This window comes from Nostoc spongiaeforme FACHB-130, assembly GCF_014698475.1.
GTDB lineage: Bacteria > Cyanobacteriota > Cyanobacteriia > Cyanobacteriales > Nostocaceae > Nostoc_B > Nostoc_B spongiaeforme.
This window is the reverse complement of the sequence record NZ_JACJTB010000007.1, coordinates 54,404-78,121: the sequence shown is the minus strand read 5'-3', so window position 1 is coordinate 78,121 and position 23,718 is coordinate 54,404. Positions and strand designations below refer to the sequence as shown.

13 protein-coding genes are annotated in these 23,718 nt (G+C 39.9%); 5 read left to right on the top strand and 8 right to left on the bottom strand.

What is annotated here, in order from left to right:
- Positions 1-202: 202 nt before the first annotated feature.
- A complete protein-coding gene (locus H6G74_RS08620) occupies positions 203-1,525 on the bottom strand; it encodes a hypothetical protein (RefSeq protein WP_190967272.1) in 1,323 nt (440 codons plus the stop codon).
- Between the two features lie 876 nt (positions 1,526-2,401).
- Here H6G74_RS08620 and fmt point away from each other — a divergent pair.
- Positions 2,402-3,406 (top strand): methionyl-tRNA formyltransferase, encoded by a 1,005-nt coding sequence (gene fmt / locus H6G74_RS08615; RefSeq protein ID WP_190967271.1) that lies wholly within the window; start codon positions 2,402-2,404, stop codon positions 3,404-3,406.
- Positions 3,407-3,415: 9 nt separating this feature from the next.
- Here fmt and H6G74_RS08610 read toward each other — a convergent pair whose 3' ends face one another.
- The 4 genes from H6G74_RS08610 to H6G74_RS08595 all read right to left on the bottom strand — a co-directional run bounded on the left by H6G74_RS08610 (position 3,416) and on the right by H6G74_RS08595 (position 6,484).
- Complete coding sequence (locus H6G74_RS08610) at positions 3,416-3,778, bottom strand: DUF6464 family protein (protein WP_190967270.1); 363 nt, start codon at positions 3,776-3,778, stop codon at positions 3,416-3,418.
- Positions 3,779-4,047: 269 nt separating this feature from the next.
- On the bottom strand, positions 4,048-4,644 hold the full coding sequence (locus tag H6G74_RS08605) for a hypothetical protein (protein WP_190967269.1): 597 nt from the start codon (positions 4,642-4,644) through the stop codon (positions 4,048-4,050).
- A 43-nt stretch (positions 4,645-4,687) separates the two neighbouring features.
- The gene (locus H6G74_RS08600) at positions 4,688-5,713 is read right to left on the bottom strand and encodes a glucokinase (protein WP_190967268.1); all 1,026 of its coding nucleotides are present in this window, start codon (positions 5,711-5,713) and stop codon (positions 4,688-4,690) included.
- 123 nt (positions 5,714-5,836) lie between these two features.
- On the bottom strand, positions 5,837-6,484 hold the full coding sequence (locus tag H6G74_RS08595) for a histidine phosphatase family protein (RefSeq protein WP_190967267.1): 648 nt from the start codon (positions 6,482-6,484) through the stop codon (positions 5,837-5,839).
- Positions 6,485-7,864: 1,380 nt separating this feature from the next.
- On the opposite strand from H6G74_RS08595, the gene H6G74_RS08590 reads away from it, so the two are divergent.
- The 3 genes from H6G74_RS08590 (at position 7,865) to H6G74_RS08580 (ending at position 11,901) form a co-directional block, all read left to right on the top strand.
- On the top strand, positions 7,865-8,353 hold the full coding sequence (locus H6G74_RS08590) for a hypothetical protein (protein ID WP_190967266.1): 489 nt from the start codon (positions 7,865-7,867) through the stop codon (positions 8,351-8,353).
- Positions 8,354-8,434: 81 nt separating this feature from the next.
- On the top strand, positions 8,435-9,262 hold the full coding sequence (locus tag H6G74_RS08585) for a P pilus assembly protein, chaperone PapD (RefSeq protein WP_199340941.1): 828 nt from the start codon (positions 8,435-8,437) through the stop codon (positions 9,260-9,262).
- Positions 9,259-11,901, top strand: coding sequence for a carboxypeptidase-like regulatory domain-containing protein (locus H6G74_RS08580; protein WP_190967265.1), 2,643 nt, complete (start codon positions 9,259-9,261; stop codon positions 11,899-11,901). Before H6G74_RS08585 ends, H6G74_RS08580 begins: the two co-directional genes overlap by 4 nt.
- Positions 11,902-11,932: 31 nt before the next feature.
- On the opposite strand, the gene H6G74_RS08575 is transcribed toward H6G74_RS08580, so the two are convergent.
- From H6G74_RS08575 to H6G74_RS30910, 3 genes are all read right to left on the bottom strand, one after another.
- Positions 11,933-12,526, bottom strand: coding sequence for a sensor histidine kinase (locus H6G74_RS08575; RefSeq protein ID WP_190967264.1), 594 nt, complete (start codon positions 12,524-12,526; stop codon positions 11,933-11,935).
- Between the two features lie 286 nt (positions 12,527-12,812).
- Entirely contained in the window at positions 12,813-16,013 is a 3,201-nt protein-coding gene (locus H6G74_RS08570) for a PAS domain S-box protein (protein ID WP_190967263.1), read from the bottom strand.
- A gap of 120 nt (positions 16,014-16,133) precedes the next feature.
- The gene (locus H6G74_RS30910; protein WP_206756980.1) at positions 16,134-16,382 is read right to left on the bottom strand and encodes a hypothetical protein; all 249 of its coding nucleotides are present in this window, start codon (positions 16,380-16,382) and stop codon (positions 16,134-16,136) included.
- A 1,258-nt stretch (positions 16,383-17,640) separates the two neighbouring features.
- Here H6G74_RS30910 and H6G74_RS08560 point away from each other — a divergent pair.
- Positions 17,641-23,709 carry a PAS domain S-box protein gene (locus H6G74_RS08560; RefSeq protein ID WP_190967261.1) on the top strand — a complete coding sequence of 2,023 codons (6,069 nt, stop codon included), beginning with the start codon at positions 17,641-17,643 and terminating at the stop codon, positions 23,707-23,709.
- Positions 23,710-23,718 lie beyond the last annotated feature (9 nt).

The following is a 23,718-nucleotide window of genomic DNA, read 5'->3' as shown; positions in this document are numbered from 1 at the left end:
AATTTAAATTCAGCATAATAATTACATTAATAACTGTATCAATAAATCAAGCGATCGCTTATCAAAAAATTTCCCGCTATTAGCTCTAGTAATAACGGGAACAAAGATTATTTTTAATAAAAATAGCAGTCGAAGTATAGGTTTAAGACTATTTATTGATGACTGAAAACTGAGTTCCTACTCAGCACTCAGCACTTTGCTATTAGCGAGTAGCCACTTGTGGCCCTGACCATACTTCTTTGTGTTCACCAAAAGTTACAGGCTGATCAGTGTCGTTGGTATTGACTGTTTTGCCATCGGTAGCAACTTGTACTAAAGGCCAGTCTTCTTCACCCATTTCGCCTTCGCGGAACAGCACATGATCTGGTTGGTTTTTACTCCAACCTAGCAATACAGCAATTTTTTCATGGTCATCGTCTTGACGTGCGGGTGCAACGGTGTTGGTATGATTTTTTTGTCGATCCCAAATCACTGCATGATCTGTAGCGTCGCCAGTATTGAATACACCCTCAAATTTGCGGGCTAAAAAGCGATCGCTTTTTTCTGACCAACTAACCGGAACCAATACCCCAATATTGCCATTTTCTGGCATCTGCTCTGGAGGTGCAACTTTATTATGTAATAACGGATCTTTGATCTTGGAAGTTGAAGCCATCACCCGCAATTTCTTGGTTTCTCTGTCTTCAACAAACATAGTGCTACTCACGCGGCTGTTATACATTTCCGGTTGAATTTCCATCTGCACCCGGCTGTAAACAGCATACTTACCATCGGGAGAAACTACAGGTAGACTCCGATAATAACGCACCCCAGAATTACCCTTCGAGCCAATTGCCTCTTGAGTCGCCACAATCCATTTCCAAGGAATAGGATGGGGACTACCAATAGGATCTACCTGTTCTGCTTGTTCCTCACTAGGTACTTCCATTGCGGGTACATCATCTGTAGATTCCTGTTCTGGTGCTTCGGGAATTGCTTCAACCCCTGGAATGCGATTTAATTTCGATGAACCAACAAGATAATTTTTAGCGGATGCTAAATTATTTTCTTGCATTAACGCTTCAATTTCAGCCGCCTGGCCTTTTGCTGCTAACTTGAGATTATGGCTAGAAATATTGGGAACAGGAGCCAGTTCTACTGCTGCGAAAGGATCAGCACCACTTGTCTGAGAGCCATTGCCGATTGCATAATCTGCTACTACTAAAGATTCGATTTTTTGTGCTGGTAAAACTGGCTGTTTCCCCACTCCAACTAGATTCTGTGATACTGAAATCGATTCTCCGTTGGTGGAGTTATTCGGAGCATCTTGAAACATTGCTGCTAAATCAGGTTCATTAGCTGTTTCTTGAGGTACAGCTTCCGATTCTTCCACTTCAGGAGTAATTTTAGCTACTACTTTGGATTGTTTAGCAGAGGTAGAGTGACCTGATGCTGCAAATAAAGGCGCAATCAGCATCACTAGAACAACAGAATTAAGAAATGGTTGCACACGGAACCATCCTGACAGCAAGAGGGGTTTGAGCATTTGTTGACTCTCTAGAAGTGCGGGTGCTGTGTGAGGAGCAATCGATGCTTATGTAGTATGAAGAAAAGTTATGACTACAGGTATAACAATAAACTCACAGTTTTAACTACTAATTGTGAGAAATATTTTTTTTAAACTTGCACCTTGTCACAAAAATTTATTATCATTGCCTGCACCTTTTTGCTTAATAAATACTATTGATTAGCGAAATTTCTGCCATAACAAAGTTAATGCAGATGAACAACATAATTACTGCATAAACCAAATTTTCACGCCTTTAACCAGCAATTAACCACACCATAAAACTGGTGCTTGATTTAACTGCATTAGGCGCATTATGTTGGCTACAAGGCATTTGTAGCCTCTAGGTAGAGCGAAAAGCTGAACTGTTGGGATAGACTTTAGCAACTGCCAAGCCGCAGGAGGCTCCCCTATTTATCCCTGCTACAACAGTGCAGACCCCTGTAACGATGAAACTGAGTGAGGCGTTTCTTTTAAAAGCTGGTAAAGCTGACGCACAACATATAATACTCGAAAAATCGAGTTAGTATCCACCCCTGGAAGTAAATTAATATCTAACTGTAACAATTGCAAAAAGGCAGCTAAACTTAATAACTGCATTTTGGCAAAAAAACTGATCAACAGCTTTGTTTTGGCAAACCTCGCAAAGCTTGTATATGGTCTCTAGCGGAATCAGCCGACTGATAAAGTGTCAAGCTGGTATCAATTTATCAACATATTGGGGTAAATTACTTTTAGTCTATCAATAAAACTCAATTTCGCCAACTTGTGTGTAGAAAATAGTGAGCAAGGAGGATAATAATAAATAACTAAGTAAATATTACCTATTGATGTTTAACTATTGATTATTGATTAATGAAAGTTGTATTTTTTGGTACTCCTGAATTCGCTATTCCTACTCTCGAAAAATTACTGAATCATCCAGAATTTGAAATTTTGGCAGTGGTTACTCAACCAGATAAACGTCGAGAACGGGGAAACAAACTTACGCCTTCACCTGTAAAAACTCTGGCTCTCCAGCATAATTTGCCAGTTTGGCAACCAGAGCGAGTCAAAAAAGATAGTGAAACTTTAGCGAAACTGCAACAAACAGAAGCAGATGCGTTTGTAGTGGTAGCTTATGGGCAGATTTTATCCAAAAAAATCTTGAATATGCCCAAATTAGGCTGTATTAATGTACATGGGTCAATTTTACCGAAGTATCGCGGTGCGGCTCCAATTCAGTGGTGTCTCTGTAATGGTGAACCAGAAACAGGAATTACGACCATGTTAATGGATGCTGGGATGGATACAGGGGATATGCTGCTAAAAGCAACCACACCAATTGAATTGTTAGATAATGCTGACAATTTAGCTGTCAGATTAGCAACAATGGGTGGAGATTTGTTAATAGAAACTCTGTTAAAACTGAAGCATCAAGAGATTCAACCAATTCCGCAAAATAACGCAGAAGCTACTTACGCACCTTTGATTCAAAAGCAAGATTACCAGTTAGATTGGTCAAAGAGTGCGATACAATTACACAATCAAATTCGGGGTTTCTACCCTAATTGTTGGACAATTTTTCGTAACCAGACTCTGAAAATTACAGCTACCCTTCCCCTTGGTTTTGCTGACGCTGAAGAAATACCACCAGAATTAGCAACAATACGCCAAAAATTACCTGATTTGTCTGATATATCTGGTATTCCTGGAGAAATAGTCAGCATTGCCAAGGGAATAGGTGCGATCGCCCAAACTGGAGCAGGTTTATTATTATTACGGGAAGTTCAGTTAGCGGGTAAACGTCCCCAGTCGGGATGGGATTTTGTTAATGGTACGCGGTTAACAGTGGGGGAAATTCTGAAGTCTGAAGTGTGAAGTCTGAAATTATTCATAATTCACAGTTTCATAGTAGCGACAGTCTTGGCAAGGGCCTTGGGGGTTGACTGCACAGCGAACAATTTCAGAATGAGCGTTATAAACACAAGTAGCATCACCAACCACCCAACGTCCATTTAGTAAACTTTTTTCTGCTGGTCTTTGAGCAGATTGGACGTAGAGTGCTATATTATGCAGTCGATAACACCCCGATTTAAATTGATATCTATGGCGACGTTCTAGAACAGCGTAGGTTTTACCTTGAAAATCAAGATAGTTTCCTGGTTGGGGTGTCCAGTCAAGTTGCAACTTACCGAGGGACTGACGCGGGTGCGTCAGTATCACCTCAGTTGGTAAAGAGTCTGGCTCCATAAGTTTATGTGATGTGATTTACATTATAAAAATAGTATCGCAGGAGCCTACTTTTGCTGATCTGACTTCGACTATAATTAATGATCGCCTTCATGGTGATCCACTTTCAGATGCGATCGCTCTAGCGTGGTAGTGTCAAGTTTGAGAATCTAGAATCCAGAAGTCAGAATGAGTCAGAGCTTGAAAATCAATACTGCTAGACTCAGAAAATTTCTATCTAGCCGTATTGATTCTGAATTCTGACTCCTGAATACTGACTACTTGTCTCGCTATTTCAAAACAACTTGGAAAGAATTCAAATACCCAGTAATAGTTTTGTTGAGGGTTTGTTGTTGCTTTTTCGTAGTAATTGCCATCACTTGATACAACCTACCTTGGGCAACATACATCCGACTGCGAGTAATTTTACCGCCGGGATTAATAAACTCAATTTCTTTGCCGGGATGACCATTAGAACTGCGAATATTACGCTGACGAATCAAATTACTTTTTGTAGTTTTTAGCACCATAACTTGTGCTTGGTCTAATATGGTCTGCGGATTGGTCAATGTGCCGTAACTGTGGGGAAACTCATTATAAACAACCACATAAGCAACTTGCTGCTTTGGTGGTTGAGCAAAGAAGATTTCTAAGTCAATTTCCCCCATCTGGGTTTTTTGGGTTTGGGTTTCTTTGTTGGGTATTCCCGGCATTAATACTGTAAAACGTCCATCAGGCGCACGGAATAATTTCCATTTTGGTTGGACTGGTTGCGCGGTGGTTTCTGGTTTTTTAACTGCTGTTTGGGGTTGACGTGCTTCTACAACAAAACAGCTACCACAAACAAGTGTGGCAGCTATCAAAGGTAATAATTTGGAGAATGTCATAGTTTTAGCTTTATTGATGCAGATATCACTGATGATGATAGTGTTATAACCTAGCTGCACACAAAGCTGCACCTATTAATCCTACTTGGGGGTTGAGAATAATATATACTGGTACTTCTTCTAAAAGAGAACGCATTCGGCCTTTTTGAGTGAAGTTCAATAAGAAACTACCATTTTGAATTAACGGCAGAATTTTTGGTGCAATTCCCCCAGCAATGTATAAGCCACCGTAGGGTAAAAGTTTCAAGGCGAGATTGCCGGCTTCTGCACCGTAAGCATCAACAAATAATTGTAGTGTTTGTTCCGAGAGGCGATCGCTTTTTTGAACTGCGGCTTTACCAATCACTGCACCGGGATCAACACTTTTTTCTGGCTGTCCGGCTTCCTGTTCCCAGGTTCTCACAGCTTGGGCAATTTCTGGCGATTCAGTAGCATGTTTGCGATCGCGCAAAAATTGGTAAATTGCAACAATCCCTAAACCAGAAACCACTCTTTCTACAGAAACACGCTGAATATCATGTTTATCCAGCAAATATTTCAGTAGTTGAAATTCTAACTCGTTACGGGGGGCAAAGTCGGTGTGACCACCTTCGGAGGGAAACACTTGATAATGATTTCCCTGCTTGATTAAAAAGCCTTGTCCTAATCCTGTACCGGCACCAATTACAGCGATGGGTGCTTCTGGTTTTGGTTTACCTGGTTGTAAAGTCAGCAAATCTGGGGAACTTAACCCAAAAATGCCATAGCCAACAGCCGCAAAGTCATTAATTAAGGAAATTGCGGCGATACCTAATTCTTGTTGCAGACGTTCTGTATCTAAAAACCAAACCAGGTTAGTAAGTTTAGCAGTGTTGTTGACCACTGGCCCGGCGATCGCAAAACAAGCCTTTTGGGGAGTGGCTGTATTCGCTTTCAGGAAAAATTGCTGTACCATCGGCACTAAATCAGGAAAATCCCCACTGCGATAACTGTCCTCATAAACAGTCTGCAACTCTGATGAATTTGAGGTTTCCACCAATCGCAAAATAGTTTTTGTGCCGCCGATATCTCCTGCTAGTAACAAAGTCATAAATAATTACTTAGTAGTCTAGTTATTGTTTTGTAGAATTAATTCCCACCTGAGAATAGATTCAGACTTCATCTTTCATCTTCTTACGGCTAATGACCCCAGTCTTCTCCCCTGTTGCGGAATTTACGCAAATCGGATCACTTCCTCTACTTGAGTTAAATGAGAAGTATCCCCCTTTAGTTCTAATAACCATTCTGGGCCTTGAAGTACAACCTTAACTAAAGAACATAAAGAAGCTTTAACTTCGGTTTTGGCAACTTCACCCACTAACCCCATTGCAGCCCCCAACACAGAAGCACCATGCGCTACCAATAAAATCTGTTCGGGAAAACATTCTGTGGCTAAACATCTGGCTGTTTGTCCAGAACGTGCGCGTACTTGTTCGTGAGTTTCGGGATATTTAGCTGCGATGCGTGGTGTGTAGCTATGGTCAATCCTGGGAAATAGTTTTTTTAAGGTAAGTGCGGAGAGTCTTTCTGGTTCTTCTGTCATCCATTCAGGATTTAACCATTCACTCAAACCTGTTTCTAATTTAATAGATAAATCTAAGGTTTCGGCCACGGCATTAGCTGTTTGCACTGTTCGCAAAAAGGGAGAAGCAAAAATATGGGTAATTTTCTCACTTTTCAAGCGTTGGGCTAATTGTTTTGCCTGCACGAAACCATCGTCAGATAAAGGCGGATCGTAACGTCGTTCGGCGGTGAGGAACCAATCAGGATTTACAAAGTCGAGGCGGTTGGCGTGTCTTGCGATCCAGACTATTTGACTCATGGGTTTTTCAGGCCAATAAAGTTTACACCTACAAAAAATTCAGGTGCTAAAAGATGGTTGCAAACCCAATATTATGACAAATCTTGTAATGTTTTGTAATAATTAAATGTTTTCACATGTATAAATTAAGTTAATCAATTTACGACTGTGCATCACACAGTCAAGTTCTGTATATACAGGTTAGTAAAATCAGCAAAACGCGACTATTCATTTACTATCCAAGCAAATGAATTAATCTTTCTGGCGAAAGAGGGCATTGTGCCTAACCATTTATTAACCCGCAAGTAATATAACCTTTTAGCCGGGACAGCTAAGAAGTCTTAGCTGTTCTTATTTTTTTGATTCTGCGATAAAAGACCATTTATGAAGTAAAGATGAGAAATTCTATTTTTACTTTATGTGCTTCTTGCGTGGTTTGCTGTCGCAGTTTAAATGATAATTTTTTTTGATGTAATGCTTGTGCGGCTTGCTCTAGCACACTAACTCGTTGCTGAAATGTATCTTTATAGCGTTATAGAGTTTTCTTGATAGAAGCGATCGCAGTTGGTACATCATCCTCTACCAGCAGAATTTTCACAACTTCTACGATTTCCTAACCAATGATCCACACTACTCAGCACAGCAAAAAACGCTTAATCTCAAAAAATTAAGCTCATACGGCTAAATTGCCTCAGATTGTTTTAGCTATGAAGTTATTTAGCAGACATTTTTTAAGATACATCTGTTTGCTTGATAGAGCAAGTATCAATATCTCTCATCGCCGATTAAGTGAGTCTTTTAAGCAACACAGAAGTCTCAGGGTGAAAGGATATTTAGTATTGCAGCAACTACGGACACCTCTAAAAGTATACAGGCAAATATACACAAGTTTATCTGCAAAGCTCTGGGATACTGCTTATACAATTTTGGATCACAACTTACGCACAAAGGTTGTCTATTAAGAATGGGTGTAAGGGTTCGAGGTCTTCGCCAACAGAACTTCTCTACTTCCTTGTCTACCTTGTCTACCCTGTCCCCTTATCCTCCTACGTGAATAAACCCTGATTGGAAAGTTGAGGATTCAGAACAAACACTTACTCCTGTACTGAAAGTTTTGTCGTAGTTTTACTTGGATAACATCTATTGGAATTTTGGTAATTTTTCGCTTATTTATAGTTGATGAAATTGTTAAATTAACAATATCGAAGGCAACAAAGTTGAAGAAAAACGCCTAAAGAACTTTTACTTTTGCTTGCTTTTAATATCACTGAATATCAGCAATTGGGTTTAGATTTGGTTGACTATTTTAGCTAATTAATATTAGCTAAATGTCAGCATTTTGAATATTGAATTCTTTGATAAATCAATTCAATTAATTTATTAGATAGGGAGGAATTTACTATGGTTCGTCGTTTTTTAGTTACTGCTGCTTTATTGGTTACAAGTACTTTATTGGCTGCGCCCAGAGCCTTTGCCGAAACTCAAAATGTTTCTGCAAGCGGTACTATTTCTCCGACTTGTGTTTTTGGAAGTGCTACCGCAGGTACTTTAGGAGTTGCGGGTGCTAACTCAACTTCTATTAGTACAGCTAATGGTAGTACTGGTTCAACCACTGTAACTTGTAACTATGATGCCAAACTGAGTATCTCTGCACCAACTCAAAGTGGTAGTGATACTGTTGCTTTAAGTAGTGCCACAAAGACTAGTACAGTAACAGCAACTAGTACCTCTTTAATTTCAAATAACACAACGACAAATGCTGGTACTCCTGTGACTTTAGTTACTGGTGAAGCCACAAATATTTCAATTGGGATGAATGTCAGTAATGGTTCGACTATTATTCCAGCCAGTACATACAATTACACAGTCACTTTAACAGTTGCACCATAAGTAATTCTGAACTTGATGTAGGGGGGTTAACTGCTCCTAAAAAAACTTTTAGGAGCTTTATTTTTTTGCTAATTTTTGAAAATGATTACCAAAAATTTATTCATTAAATCAACTCTAAAACTAGCAAGTTGGAGTTTATTAGTAACTTTACTAGCGAATATTCCTGCACAGTCACAAGTCAATCTTTCACCAATGATTGTTGAGTTGCAGGCTAATCGTGGTCAAGCCCAAGCTAGTATTAATGTTAGTAATACTAGCGATCAGCCCTTTCGCGCTCGTGTCTATGCTCAACCTTTTACCTATGACCGGGTGACGGGATTTACAACTTTAACTTCTAGTTCTAATGACCTGAATCCATATCTGCAATTCTCACCGCGAGAGTTAGTCATTCCTCCAGGAGTCACCAGAAAAGTGCGGCTGATAACTCGCTTTCCGCCTAATTTTTCTGAAGGAGAATATCGGGCGGTAATTTTTACTGAAAAATTGGACGAGGTGAAAGATAACAGTGGTAATAAAGTTAATATTGCCACGAGAATAGGCGCAACAATTTATGTCCGCCAAGGCAATTTATCTCCCAATTTAGTAGTTGATAGTGCAGTTTGGAACCAAGAGCAACAGCAAATTCAATTATTAATTAAAAATTCCGGTAAAGTCTCTGCTAAAACAACAGTTAAATGGACTTTACAACAAGATAACAAGGTAATTAAACAAGGTAGGGCAGAGTCTAATTATATTATTGCTGAAAGCGATCGCTACATTCCCATCAATTATCTCCAGCCAGGAAAAACAGCCTTAGCTGCTGGTCAATATCAGCTAACAGGTGAATTACTCTGGGGTGATAAGCAACAAAATAAGCAGAAATTCAATGTCAATTTCGTAATTCCTGTGCATACCGTTTTTGGTAAATGAATCAATTTCCCTGGGTGCTAATATTTTTCACTTTTTCTTTACTACCAATCACTTCTTATCAAGTATTTGCGGCAGATTCTAACTCAAATTTATTCCGCCAAAACACACAATCCTCTGCACCACAAATCGGGGTAACGGAGGAATTTTTTGTTTTTCCCGTAGGAATCAATGTCGGTAAACAGAATGTACTTTCCAGTGTATTTGTCCGTGGTCAAGAAAATGGCACAACAGCCGTTAACTTAGAACACTGGCTGATTACCTATGATGCTGTAATTCAAGCTCTCAAATTATCTGTGACATCTTTAGGCGATGGTCAGATAGAAGTACGTTCTCCTGGGTTCGTAATTCGCCTTGACTCCCAGCAATTAATTCATGATCCAGAATTAGGTGTAGTATTTTCGATTCAACAATTACAAACTTTGTTTGGGGTGACAGCAGAGTTTGATATTAATGATTATGCCATTATCTTAAATCCGTCTTGGTTAAATCAAACAGTATCTTCTGTTGAGCAGAAAAATGTAATTCCTCTGCAATTAGCTGGATTACCAACTGTTAAAGCTCCTCAACAAACTATTACAGCCATTGAGCAAAGAGTCAATACCAGTGGTTCAGGTACTTCAACACCTACTTTTGTGGGAGAAACTATAGCTGTTGGTAGTATTTTTAATGGTAGTTTCTTTCTGCGTGGGCAGCAAAAAGACTTAACAGACTCCCAGACTTGGAATTTAGCAGAAGCTCAATATTTAAGAGAAACAGATAACGCTGATTATATTGTTGGTTCTCAGCCAACTTTTTGGCGTAGTCACAGCAGCGAACAATATTGGGGTTTGACTACGATTCAAAGACAGGGATTCAAAGCATTAATTCCCCAAGAAGGTGGTAGTTTTAGTCCCACTCAACGTTTACAAGCTGAAAAAATTAGCCGCACAATTGTTGGTGAAGCTGCACCAGGAACATTAGTTAGGTTAATGCAAGGTTTAGGCGATCGCCCAATTGCCGAAATTTTAGTAGATTCTGCGGGGATATACCGCTTTGAAAATTTAACTAGTGGACAATTATCAGCAGGTAACTATCGTGTCTTTCTGTATCCCCAAGGAAGGCTAACAGCACAACCAGAAATTCGCGCTGCAACTTTCTCCAATATTCCCGGACAAATTCCCCCAGGCGCATCAGCCACAATTTTTTCTGGTGGCTGGCGACGAAAATTATCTGGCGAACAAAGTCAAAACTTTTTCGGAGATTTGCAGGAATTTCAAGGGGGAATCGCTCGTAGGTGGGGTGTGTCAGAAAACTTAACATTAGGCGCTGGCTTGATCTACGATCAAAATCTCCAAGCATTAGGAGAAATATTTTTTCGCCCAGATAATTTTCCTCTAGAAGTAGCGGCTTCTGTGCTTTCAGCCGATCAAGATGGTAAGTGGGATATTGATGCGAATGTGCGTTTCTTTCCCACCCAGAATTTAACTGTCAAATTGAATACTGATAAATTTTCCAGCCGATTGAATTTGGATTGGCGCTTTTCGCCTCATTTAACTTTGTTGGGTAACTATGACAGTCGTCATGGTTGGGAAACTGGTGTGCAGACATCATTTAGTTTTGGAGAATGGTTTTCTTTAGGTCGTTTTAGCTTGGATGCAGAAAACCAGTGGCATTGGAGCCTTGATCAACGTTTAGGGTTATTATCTTTGAGTCACCAAGGCAATGAAATTGCTACTAGATCCCAATTAAATTACAACTTATCTGGTGACACGGTTCTACAAAGTGGACATTCTCTCAGACTGGGTTATGAAACACGCAACTTAAATCACTTTGATAACTTAGCGACTTTAGCTTGGCGTTATCGCACTCCAGAACGAACTGCTGATGGTAGAAATCTTTGGGATTTGGAATTGGGATATGGTATTGGTTCTCGTCATTCAGGGTTAATCGTCACTTTGCAAACTGCGGTGATTCCAGGGCTATTAGTGCGAGGAAGATATGAAGGCGGTTCTATTAGTTCTGATCAAACTTCTTACAGTTTAGAGATTGTCTCTAGTCTGAATTTTCATGACGGGATATTTCCTGGCGATCGCCAATCAGATCGATTGCGTTCTGTGGGAGGATTATTGATCCAACCATTTTTTGACAAAAATAATAACAACAAACGCGATCGCGGTGAACCAATATATACAGAAAACTCTGATTTACTCTTCATCCTGAATAATTTACCCATCAAATCATTTCGTCCAGATGTCCAAAAAAAACGCATTCTAGTCTCGTTAGTACCTGAAACTTATCGTCTGGACATTGATCCTTCAGGATTCCCGATAGATTGGGAAACCACAGTTGATAGCTATGCAGTTGAAGTCATTGCTGGTAGTTATACTCCTGTGCTTGTACCTTTTCACCTCTGCTATAGTCTCTCTGGGATAGTTACAGATGAATCAGGTACTCCTATTGCGGGTGCGCGTGTCGAAGCAATTGCTACCCAAACACAACAACGCCGTTTTTCTGTGACTAATGATGCTGGCGTTTACTATTTAGAGCGGTTGCCCCAAGGTACTTATCACATCAAAATTAATGAGCAAGTAGCAAAGCCCGATACGTTAATTTTAAACGAATCTTCTCAACATTTCCAAGAATTAAACCTCAAACAGTAGGAGCAGATATTTCTCTGTTCCTACTAGCAATTTATAAACAAGGTAAAACAATACTAATCTTAGTGCCTTCACCAGGAGTACTATGAATAAAAAATTCACCTTGATATAATTTCACAATATGCTGCACAATCGCTAATCCTAAACCAGAACCTTGTTGTTCATATAACTTGCGATTAAATTGAATTAATGCCCCAATTTTTTCGATTTCTTCAGATGTCATACCTTTACCATGATCAATGACATCTAATTGATATTTATAACCATTTACCTGGCTCAAGACCTGTACTTCATCACTGGGGTGCGAAAATTTCAAAGCATTATCTATTAGTTCTTCAACAAGAATATGTAATTTTTCTTGCGGCAATCTTAGCAGAGATTCGGTTAATCCTAACTTTAAATCTTTTTCTCTACTTGCTGCTTTCACTTTTTGAAAGCAAATCTCACTAATTACTGTTTTACTCAAGCAGTTATCTAATTCTTCTTGAATTTGTCGCACCTTTTCTGGGTTTCTGGCGACTAGTTCCAAATTACTATACAATAAAAATCTTTGTGCTAGTCTATGTAATCGATTAGCTGATGTGTAAATCGATTCAACAATTTCAATTTCTTCAGATTCATCAATCATAATCCATCGATGCCATTATTGGCACTAACAGTCTGAAAATCAGACAAACCTAAAATCTGCTGAATGTTCGAGCAGATTTGAACTTCATCTTCAATCACTAATATTTTCTTAGTCATTAATTTTGTTAAAAAATTATCTAAAAAGTTGCCCCATATTCATCCACACAGAAGAAAGTCTATGAGGAAGTTTGCTAAGTTTAGAAGTTAGCTCACCTAGACTTATTACCACATAGATTCTCTATATTTATATTTCCCAAAAATCTGTGATGAATAACATCAAATAAAATTTAATTTATCGATTTCACTACCAAGGGTAATTCCACTCTAAATGTTGTCCCAAAGCCGACTTGACTGGCGATGGTAATTCTGCCTTGATGTAGGTCTACACACTTATGAACGATTGCCAAACCCAATCCTGTACCGGGTATATTCCCCACATTACTAGCTCGGAAAAATGGCTCAAACAAGTTTTGCTGTTCTTCGGGAGAAACGCCAATCCCTTCATCTTGAATGAGAAAAACAGCATTTTGATTTTGAATTAATAAATCAATTTGAATACGACTGTTATTTGGTGAGTATTTGACTGCGTTAGAAAGCAAGTTGCTTAAGATTTGTCGCAGTAGTTTTTTATCCATATAAGCCATGATTGGCTCACCATCGAGCTGGCTATTTTGAGGCGGATGACAAAAAACTAAATGATGTTCAGGAGAACTCAGTTGAATTTCTTCGACTAAGGTATGACAGAAATTGACTAAATCTAGATAATTTGGCTCAAAAGCTAATTTACCAGCTTCAGCTTTATTAATCAGCAAAATATCATCTAAAAGTTGAGTAGTGTGCTGTACATAAGTTTGAATACACTGGAGATGTTTTTGCTTTTGTTGTTCATCAAGTTTATGGCTGAAACTTTTTAAGATACCAGCAGAAGAAGCAATTACAGCTAAAGGGGTGCGGAACTCATGGGAAGTCATGGAAATAAACCGAGATTTTAACTCGCTGAGTTCTTTTTCTTTGGCTAATGCTTTGCAAATATCCGCCTCGGCTTTTTTGCGATCGCTAATATCCCGACAGACACAAATTAAATCACCTTGCTCGGAAATTGTTAAGGATACTTCTTCAGCAAAGTAACTCCCATTTTTGCGTTTGGCGATCGTTTCTCCTCGCCAATGTTTCTGCTGCATTAAAGTAGGAAAAATTTCGTTTTGAAAACGTTGAATTTCTTGTGGCTCGTAAATTTCTGACCAACTCTTACCAATCAGTTCCTCTGGCTTAGTATAGCCAAACATCTTGACATGAGCTTGATTGAGATAAGTGTAGACATTGCCACTTAAAATCGCAATTCCATCTATAGCAGCTTCTACTGCGGCAAATTGACGTTTTAAATCTTCCTCGGCTTGTTTTTGATTACGAATATCTTTAACTATTCCCACCGAATAAAGTGGTTTACCAACCACATCTCGAATTAAAGAAACTGTGAGATTAATCCAAATCTGATGACCATTTTTATGTAAACACCGCTTTTCTATGGAAAATGTTTCTATCTCCCCTGAAATTAATTTTTCTAAGTTTTTTTGATGATGGGGAATATCATCTGCATAAGTCAAATCTCTAAAGGTCTTACTCATCAGTTCTGCTTGGCTATAACCCAACAGTTCACATAATTTTTGATTGACCTTGAGTAACTGCCCATCTAAAGTTTCTAGTTTAATTCCCACCGCAGCTTGATTAAAAATAGCTCTGAGTTCAGCTTCACTTTCTTGTAATGCTAAAGTGCGCTGCTCAACCCTAGCTTCTAAATCTCGATTCAGTTGTTGCAGTGCTTCTTGCGCTCGTTGTAAAGCAATCTCTGTTTGCTTGCGATCTGTAATATCGTTGGTAATAATTACCGCACCTGTAACTTGTTGGTTATGCCAAATAGGGCCAATCTGAGAATGATAATATTTCAACTTGGTCTGCTTGTCTAAAGCACGGGTTTCGTAGCTGACAACTTCTCCTTGGGCAAAAACCTTTTCTAAAGCAGAACGTTGAATTTCACAGTCTTCCTGTAATACATAGTCATCAATACTTGTACCCACAACTTCCTCCCAGGAGAGATGGGGTGTAGTTTGGTTAATAAAAGAAATTTCCCCTTCAGTATTGATAACTCGTACCATGCTGGGTGTACTTTTCAAGACAGAGCGCAACATAGCTTCTGATTCTGCTAAGGCCATTTCTGCTTGTTTACGTTCTGTAATGTCAATTCCCACAGCCACCGCCGCAGTGTTTTGTTGATATTTTTGCGCTATGACTAAGTATTTACGTGTAAACCCATTAATTTGGGTATCAACAACACTAGAATCAGCCACATCTTGTCGATGTAGAAAGTCGTGCATAAACTCCGTAAATTGGGGGCTATTTTGCAGAAAACCCAATTCTTGTCCCACAAAATTATCAGCAGTTAAGTTGAAACTTTCAGCTAAATGACGATTAACCCCTAAATAATAGCCATCCGCACTTACCCAAGATACAAACCCAGGTACAGCATCTAAGACTGTTTGTAATTGTTCTTTGGCTTGTCGCAGTTCTTCTTGGGCTTGGCGACTTTCGGTGATGTCTATACCTGTACAGACGATATAGTGAATTTGGTCGTCATGATTGAGTAAAACTTTATTTGACCAGGAAATTAAGCGGCGATCGCCATCCTGATTAATTAAAATAGCTTCATAACGTTGGGGAAACTCTCTGGCTGCCAAATTTTGAAAAATATCTTTCAGACATTCTGTGATGTCTGGTAACCTCAGCACATTCCAAACATATTTTCCTTGAGCCGCTTCAAATGCGTAACCTGTAGCTTGTTCGCAAGTCTGATTAAAACGAACAATTCTCCCTTGACTATCTAAGACAACTACTAAAGCATCTGTCAGATTAAAAATTGTTGAAATAAAATTACGCTCCAAACGCAACTCAGCCTCGATGCGTTGGCGTTCGGCAAGTTTGACTCGCGCATAATTATAGAGTCCGGCTTGTTGAATAGTAACTGCAAGTAGACTTGTAGGTGTCACTAATCCAATCAATTCCCCTTGATTCCCGATAATTGGTAGATGACAAATACGATGTTGTCTCAGCAAATTTAACGCTGTAAAAACATCTTTAAAATCTTCTATCTTCAGCGTTACTAACTCTGTTGTCATCACTTCAGCAACACTGATACCTTCTAGATTCTTTCTTTCGGCTGCCATTTTAATTAAATCTCGCTGGGTGAGAATCCCGACTAACTGCGAGTCATCAACCACTAAAACACAACTAGCAACTTGAGATGCAATATTATTGATATCTTTAGTGAAGTTGTTTGATGAAGAATTATTTTTGCTAGGCACATCCCGAAAATTAGCTTGTGCTTCATTTATGAGTGCAATCACATCCAGAAGCCGCATTTTGGAATGAACAGTTAGAGGCTGACGGACAATAGTCTGGTGTACATTATCAGGGCTGTGATAGTTGAGAAGCATTATATAGATGTTTGGAACAAGATAGATGATGGGATATCAGGTATCATTAATATCTTTGCTTACAAAAATTTAATACACCTCAGTGTTTTCTATGATCAGAAGTAATCTTAAACTTGCCAGTCAAGGATGGTCAGATATCGACATTTTTACAGGGAATAAATTTGTGGGAATTGACGGCACTACCTCTATCATACAAAGTGTACCCATCAAGGCTGTAATAATTCTTAAACCAGATTTGGTAACTATTACTTGATTTAACTGCTGATAAATTGGGTATTTGAGGCGGATTTGGGATTTTCTATCCTTGCCAAACCTTAATGTTAGAGAAAAATGTTGCTTAGGTAAGGGAATAGAGAATTTGGTATCCACAGACGAACAATTACTAAATTTATGTTGAAATGCTTGTTGGATGCTATTAATTGTATTTCCGTAAAAGTTGCTGCTGTTTGCGGCGGAATACTAGCTAAAAACTGTTTTAAGAAAGCATGATGTTTGTGAGTAGTACTTGTTAAGCTATGGCAATACATATCTCTATGAAGGATTGTGATTGAGTATTAAAACATTAAGCTATGTTCATTATCCCAGCACTTATTATTCTGCCAACTTCTGCCAGTATGTTGACATTCGGACTCATTGTTAATCCAAGGAATCGATGTCGGATGAGCATTAGGTGATGAGATAGCAGAAGTAACTGAAGGAATAACAGAAGAGAGTATCATCAAGCTAGAAGTTGATAGAATGATACAGGAACTTACAAAAAACACGATATTAATAGGATTAGCGAAAGTTTTGGCTTTTTTTGCTTTGTGTAGTGCTTGATGAGAATGACTTGTGATACCTGCGAAAGACATAATTCTACACTCCTTTGGTGATTGTAGTTAAATCTACTTTTCTCAAATAAACTAACGACAATTACAAAAAATCTATTCTTATGTCTAGCTATTAGCTAGGAGGAGAAAGAGTTACGAATTGGGAGTTAGTCTCAATTGAGAATTAAAGAATCTCAAGGTAGATGCAGAATTGATTTGAGTTTTTGAATTAAGATAACTAAAAATTTAAAAACCTCTGGCAATTACATCAGGAAGTGATTCACTCCTTTGTCTTTACCATAACTTTATTATTCAAGTTTCTGAGCAAAAAAGAATCGAGGAAAAACAGGAAATTTGTTACTGATGAATTTGAGAGAATTTACTTGTGTAGGAATTTTGCATTAGAGCGAGAATACGGAGGTACTTGACTGGATGATCCGCAAGTTTGAGGGGAGGTAGCGCCTGATGATCATGCACAAAGGTGATCTGTTGAGAAGGGGTGTAAGGTTCAACGGTGAAGGGGTGTAAGGGTTTTAAACACCTACACCATACCCCTTTATCCTTCCTTCAACCCCTTATTTTTCGTCTCGGTGTGTAAGTCCTGTCTACGGAAAGCTGTACGTGGGTTCTTAAGTATGTTTGCGAAACTCATTTGTGCATAGCACTGAATGAGGATTTGGATACAAAAGTTTATTATGAAGATTAGGTTTTTTGGGAAGTATAAACATAAAGAGGTATTGCGACTGTTCTGCCACCCTGTTGAGAGTAGTCTGGATTAATCAAGGTCTATAATTCTATCGCGTCGGTATCTTTGACTTATGAGCGATCGCTCTTTCCTTACTATCTTCTTAATTGATGATTCTGCTGTAGATCGTTATATCTATCGTCAGTATTTACAGCACGACAGATTGCAGTCTTATGAAATTTTAGAATTTGAGACAGCAGCACAAGCGATGATATGGTGTGAGCAACAAACACCAGATGTAATTTTGCTGGATTATTTATTGCCTGATGGGGATGGAATAGATTTTTTGCAACAGCTGAGAGAAAAGCTGAAGAATCGGCAATCTGCTGTGATTATGCTGACAGGAGCAGGCGATGAAATGATTGCTGTTCAGGCCATGAAACATGGCGCTCAAGATTACTTGGTGAAAAATCATTTCACGCCCAAAGCCTTACACAGTGCCATTCATCATGCAGTAGAACGAATATATCTGACTCGCAAGTTAGAACAAATTCAGGAACAACAACAACTCATTGCCACGATCGCTTTACGCATTCGCCAATCGCTGCAACTCGAAGAAATTCTTAGTACCACAGCCACAGAAGTACGGCAATTTTTACAAGCCGACCGCGTACTTGTTTATCAGTTTCAGTCGAATATGAGTGGCAGTATTGTAGCCGAATCAGTGCTACCTGGTTGGACAATTGCATTAGGAAAGCAAATCCAAGATACTTGCTTTCAACAGGGAGGAGGGCGTGATTATCACCAAGGTAAAAAAAGAGCCATCGATAATATTTATCAAGCTGGCTTAACCAAATGTCATTTATATCTTTTAGAACAATTTGAAGTCAAAGCCTATGTGGTAGTCCCGATTTTGGTCAAAGAGCAATTATGGGGATTATTAATTGCTCAACAATGTAGTACTTTTCGCCACTGGCAAGCGGTAGAGTTGGACTTGTTAGAGCAATTAGGGGTGCAAATTGCGATCGCCATTCAACAAGCGAGTGCTTATGAACAATTAAAAACAGAACTAGCAGAACGTCAACGTGCCGAAGCAGCATTAAAAACCAGTGAAGAGAAACTCAAGCTGACCTTAAATTTTACTGGCATTGGCTATTGGGAGTGGAATCCAATTACTAATCAAATCTTAGCTAGTCAAAATGCAATTCACGGTGTTTGCTCAAAATCCAGTGATGTGCTGTTGACTTTAGAACAGTGGTTGAGTCAGGTATATCCAGAAGATCGGCAATGGGTAGAGCAGGAATTGAGAAAAGCGATCGCTACCCAAACCGATTATGCTGTGGAATACCGCGTTATTTGGCAAGATAGCAGCATTCACTGGGTATCCGTTAAGGGCAGAGGGATCTACAACAAGACTGGACAACTGCTCAGAGTGCTAGGTGTGTTAACAGACATTACCGAACGCAAACACTCAGAAGCCGAACGGCAGCAATCAGAAATGCTGCGAATGGAATTAAATCTCTTGGAGCAAGTTCTAGAAGTAAGTCTAGCAGGTTATTGGGACTGGGATATTCCCAACAATCAGGAGTACCTCAGCCCCACCTTCAAGCAAATGTTTGGCTACGAAGATCATGAGTTGCCCAACACACCAGAAACATGGCAACGGCTGATTTTTCCAGAAGATTTAGCCAATGCCCTAGAAATGTTCCAACAACATATCCAAAGTCGTGGAGAAGTTCCTTATCATTGCGAGGTACGGTATCAACATAAAGATGGTTCTACCGTTTGGGTCATTTGTTCTGGGCGCGTCATTGCTTGGGATCAAAATGGTAATCCGCTACGAATGATTGGTTGCCACGTTGACATTACCAAACGCAAACAAATCGAAGCCCAATTAATTGCCGTCAATCGGTTGCAACAAGCAATTTTAGATGGCAGCGACTATGCAATTATTTTCAATAATGCCAATGGTATCCAAACCTTTAACAAGGCTGCTCAAAAAATGTTGGGCTACACAGCAGATGAAGTTATAAATCAAATCAAGCCCAGTATTTTTCATGAGCCAGAAGAACTCCAACAACGAGCAGTAGAGCTTTCTGAGAAACTGGGGAGAGAAATTGCCCCTGGGGCAGAATTTTTTATGACTGTCACTCAAAATGGCAACACCTATGAAAATGAATGGACTTACATTCGCAAAGATGGTTCTCGCTTCCCTGTATTTTTGTCAGTGAAAACCTTGCTAGATATAGAAGGTAACAATATCGGATTTTTAGGGATTGCCAAAGATATTACTCAGCAAAAACAAATAGAAGCTGCCCTCAAAGAAAGCCAACGCCGTTATGAAACTTTAACAGAAGCCGCACCAGTGGCGATTTTCCGGCTGGATACTACTGGTCAATGTATTTACGTGAATGATTACTGGAGCAAGCTTACAGGTAGACCAATATCAGCAGCAATGGCAATGGGTTGGTTAGAAAGTTTACATCCAGAAGACAGCGATTGTTTGTGGATGCAGTTATCTCAAGGATTGTGGCAAATCCGCCAAGAAGGTAGGTATTTACATACAGATGGTAGTATTACTTGGTTTTACTTGCAACTCCTAGCAGAAACTAATCCTTTCGGGACTATTATTAGTTACATTGGCACCTTTACCGACATCACGGAACGCAAACAAGCAGAAGAAGCACTGCGCGAGAGCGAGCGCCGCTATGCTCATTTAACAGAAGCCGCACCTGTGGGCATTTTCCGATTGGATGCTGCTGGTCAATGTATTTACGTCAACGATCGCTGGAGCGAAATGACAGGTAGACCAACCCCGGACGGTTTAGGGATGGGTTGGATAGCAGCCGTACACCCAGACGATCGCGGCCGCTTAAAGCAAGAATGGGAACTTAAATTTGAGCAGGGTATTGTTGACCCCAGAGAATACTATGAGGGTGAGGGTAGACATCTGCGTCCAGATGGTAGTATCAGTTGGTTTTATGTCCAGGCAGTGCCTGAAATTGACATCAATGGTAACATCACTGGCTACATTGGAACATTAACAGATATCAGCGATCGCCGCCAAGCCGAAGAAGCTCTACGGAACAGTGAACACCGTTATGCCACCTTAGCCAAAGCCGCTCCTGTAGCTATTTTCCGGCTAGATACGGCAGGTAATTGTGTCTACATTAATGATCGCTGGAGTGAAATGACAGGTAGACCAACTTCGGACGGATTGGGTACAGGTTGGATGGATGCTATACACCCAGAAGACAGTGAGCGAATTCTCCGGGAATGGTTTGAAGCAGAATTAGCACCAAATGAACTTTTTTACAACGAAGGTAGACATCTACTTCCCGATGGTAGTGTGAAGTGGTTTCACTGTTATGTGTTAGCCGAGACTAACGCCAGTGGTGAAGTAATTGGTTATATTGGCACACTCACAGATATTACCAGTCGCAAACAAACCGAAGAACAACTGCATCATCTCTCAGAAAGGCTGACCTTAGCACTACAATCAGGCAAATTTGGCATTTGGGAATATGATTTTACCCAAGCAAAACAAATTTGGGATGACCAAATGTATGAACTGTACGGGTTAAGTCCAGGGGAGTTTAGTGGTACTTATGAAGCTTGGTTGAATTTCTTGCACCCAGAAGATTGGGATTATATGTTAGCGAACATTCAGCAAGTGATTGAAGGCAAGCAAGAATATGATGTTGAGTTTCGGATTATACAGCCGAGTGGCGCAATTCGTTTCCTCAAAGGCTATGGTATTCTCAAACGAGACGCGCAAGGTGAACCTGTACGAGTGATTGGTGTGAACTTTGACATTACCGATCACAAACAAGCTCAACAAGAGCTGATCCGCAACCGAGATTTGCGGGAAGCCATTTTTAACGAATCGGCCGATGCAATTTTTTTAGTTGATTCGTCAACGCTCCTCACCTTAGATTGTAATCGTCGGGCAGTGGAATTATTTGAGGCGGCTGACAAAATTGAATTAATGAATATTAGTGGTCAGACCCTCCAGCGTAAACCATTCACAGCCCAGGAAACCGAGGCAATTATGGCAGAAATGGAGTCTCAAGGAGTCTGGAGCCGCGAAATTGAATATGTGACGTTGCAAGCTAATATTTTTTGGGGAAACATTGCCGCCAAGCCCATTACTGTGGCCGGACGTACCATGAATATAGTGCGGATAACTGATATTAGCGATCGCAAACAAGCCCAAGAAGCTCTAGCGAAATATGCCTCTGAAGTTGAAGATTTATACAATAATGCTCCTTGTGGCTATCATTCCCTAGATCAAGAAGGGCGGTTTATTAAAGTTAACGAGACAGAATTACAATGGTTGGGTTATAGCCGTGAAGAAATGATTGATCAACCATTGGTCAACTTTTTTACCACAGATAGTCGCTTGGCCTTTGAGCAGAACTATTCTCGCTTCAAACAACAGGGCTGGGTCAAAGATTTAGAGTATGAAATGGTGTGTAAAGATGGCACAATCTTACCAGTCTTGATTAACGCCACGGCGGTGAAAGATGCTGATGGCAATTATTTATATAATCGTGCCACCTTATTTGATATTCGCGATCGCAAACAAGCTGAAGAAGAACTACGAGAAACTAATAAGCAACTGCTGAACACTAACATTGAACTGGCTCGCGCCACACGTCTCAAAGACGAATTTCTTGCCAACATGAGCCATGAATTGCGAACACCCCTAAATGCGATTTTGGGGATGTCGGAGGGTTTACAAGAAAATGTGTTTGGCTTACTAAATGAGCGTCAAGTCAAAGCGATCGCCACCATTGAACGTAGTGGCAGACATTTACTCGAACTAATCAATGACATCCTCGACTTATCAAAAATCGAGTCTGGCAAACTGGAATTGCAATTAAGTGATGTTTCCGTCAGAAGTTTGTGTGATGCCAGTCTCACCTTTGTCAAACAAATGGCGTTAAAAAAGAATATCCGCCTCCATACTTATATTGATGGCAATATCAACAGCATCCAAGTAGATGAGCGTCGTCTACGTCAAGTACTGATCAATCTACTAAGCAATGCAGTCAAATTCACTCCAGAAGGAGGTTCTGTCACCATCGAAGTTCGGCAGGAAACAACAGAAATCACTTCACCCACAAATAATGCCCATCTTTGCTTTCATGTGACTGACACTGGCATTGGTATTGCTCCAGAAGAAATGGGCAAATTGTTTCAGCCATTCGTTCAGCTTGACAGTAGTCTGAACCGTCATTACAATGGCACAGGTTTAGGTTTGGCACTAGTGCAGCGCATTGCCACGCTGCATGGAGGAACAGTCTCAGTTAGCAGTAAAGTTGGCGAAGGAAGTTGTTTTACTGTCCGCGTTCCCTGCCGTACCAGTGAGCATATAGTTACAACACCAATTACGGCTTCATTACCCAGCCATAGCTGGCCTGCTGAGAATGCTCAGGTTTTAATTATCGAAGATTCTGTAGCAGCCGCAGACCAAATTACTCGCTACTTCCAGGAAATGGGAATCCAACCCATTACCTATCCTCAAGGCGAAGGAGCAGTAGAAGAAGTGCTACGGGTTCAACCTGCCCTAGTTATCTTGGATTTGCAACTACCTAACCTATCGGGTTGGGATGTGCTTCATCAACTCAAGACTCATCCCCAAACTCAAAATATTCCTGTGATTATCTTTTCTGTGGTAGATGAGCGTGCCAAAGGACTGGCTCAAGGTGCATTTGAATATTTAGTGAAACCGATCACCCGCGAGCAACTCCAGGCAATGATCAGCAAACTGCGAAATTCTACCTCTTCTGAAACACAAAATCTCTATTTATCGCCAGAAGCAGCGTTAGCTAATCCTGTGATTTTACTAGTAGAAGATAATCAAGCAAATATTGATACGATGTCTGGTTATCTGGCAAGTCGCGGTTATGATTTGATTTTCGCCAACAATGGACAACAAGCTATTGATCTGGTGAAATTTCAACGCCCTGACTTAGTTGTGATGGATATTCAAATGCCGGGAATGGATGGCTTAGAGGCAATGCGCCGCATCCGTGGTGATCAGCAGTTTGTGAATATCCCGATGATTGCGCTGACAGCTTTAGCAATGCCAGGCGATCGCGAAACTTGTTTAGCTGCTGGAGCAAATGAATATTTAACTAAACCTGTAAAACTTAAACAACTTGTAGCCACAATTCAAAAACTTTTAGAAAGATAATAAAAATTT

Bases quoted from the DNA above. Each gene is read 5' to 3' on its own strand.
- H6G74_RS08560 (WP_190967261.1), top strand. From the start codon at position 17,641: ATGAGCGATCGCTCTTTCCTTACTATCTTCTTAATTGATGATTCTGCT.
- H6G74_RS08595 (WP_190967267.1), bottom strand. From the start codon at position 6,484: ATGAGTCAAATAGTCTGGATCGCAAGACACGCCAACCGCCTCGACTTT.
- H6G74_RS08585 (WP_199340941.1), top strand. From the start codon at position 8,435: ATGATTACCAAAAATTTATTCATTAAATCAACTCTAAAACTAGCAAGT.
- fmt (WP_190967271.1), top strand. From the start codon at position 2,402: ATGAAAGTTGTATTTTTTGGTACTCCTGAATTCGCTATTCCTACTCTC.
- H6G74_RS08600 (WP_190967268.1), bottom strand. From the start codon at position 5,713: ATGACTTTGTTACTAGCAGGAGATATCGGCGGCACAAAAACTATTTTG.
- H6G74_RS08620 (WP_190967272.1), bottom strand. From the start codon at position 1,525: ATGCTCAAACCCCTCTTGCTGTCAGGATGGTTCCGTGTGCAACCATTT.
- H6G74_RS08570 (WP_190967263.1), bottom strand. From the start codon at position 16,013: ATGCTTCTCAACTATCACAGCCCTGATAATGTACACCAGACTATTGTC.
- H6G74_RS08575 (WP_190967264.1), bottom strand. From the start codon at position 12,526: ATGATTGATGAATCTGAAGAAATTGAAATTGTTGAATCGATTTACACA.
- H6G74_RS08610 (WP_190967270.1), bottom strand. From the start codon at position 3,778: ATGGAGCCAGACTCTTTACCAACTGAGGTGATACTGACGCACCCGCGT.
- H6G74_RS08580 (WP_190967265.1), top strand. From the start codon at position 9,259: ATGAATCAATTTCCCTGGGTGCTAATATTTTTCACTTTTTCTTTACTA.
- H6G74_RS08590 (WP_190967266.1), top strand. From the start codon at position 7,865: ATGGTTCGTCGTTTTTTAGTTACTGCTGCTTTATTGGTTACAAGTACT.
- H6G74_RS08605 (WP_190967269.1), bottom strand. From the start codon at position 4,644: ATGACATTCTCCAAATTATTACCTTTGATAGCTGCCACACTTGTTTGT.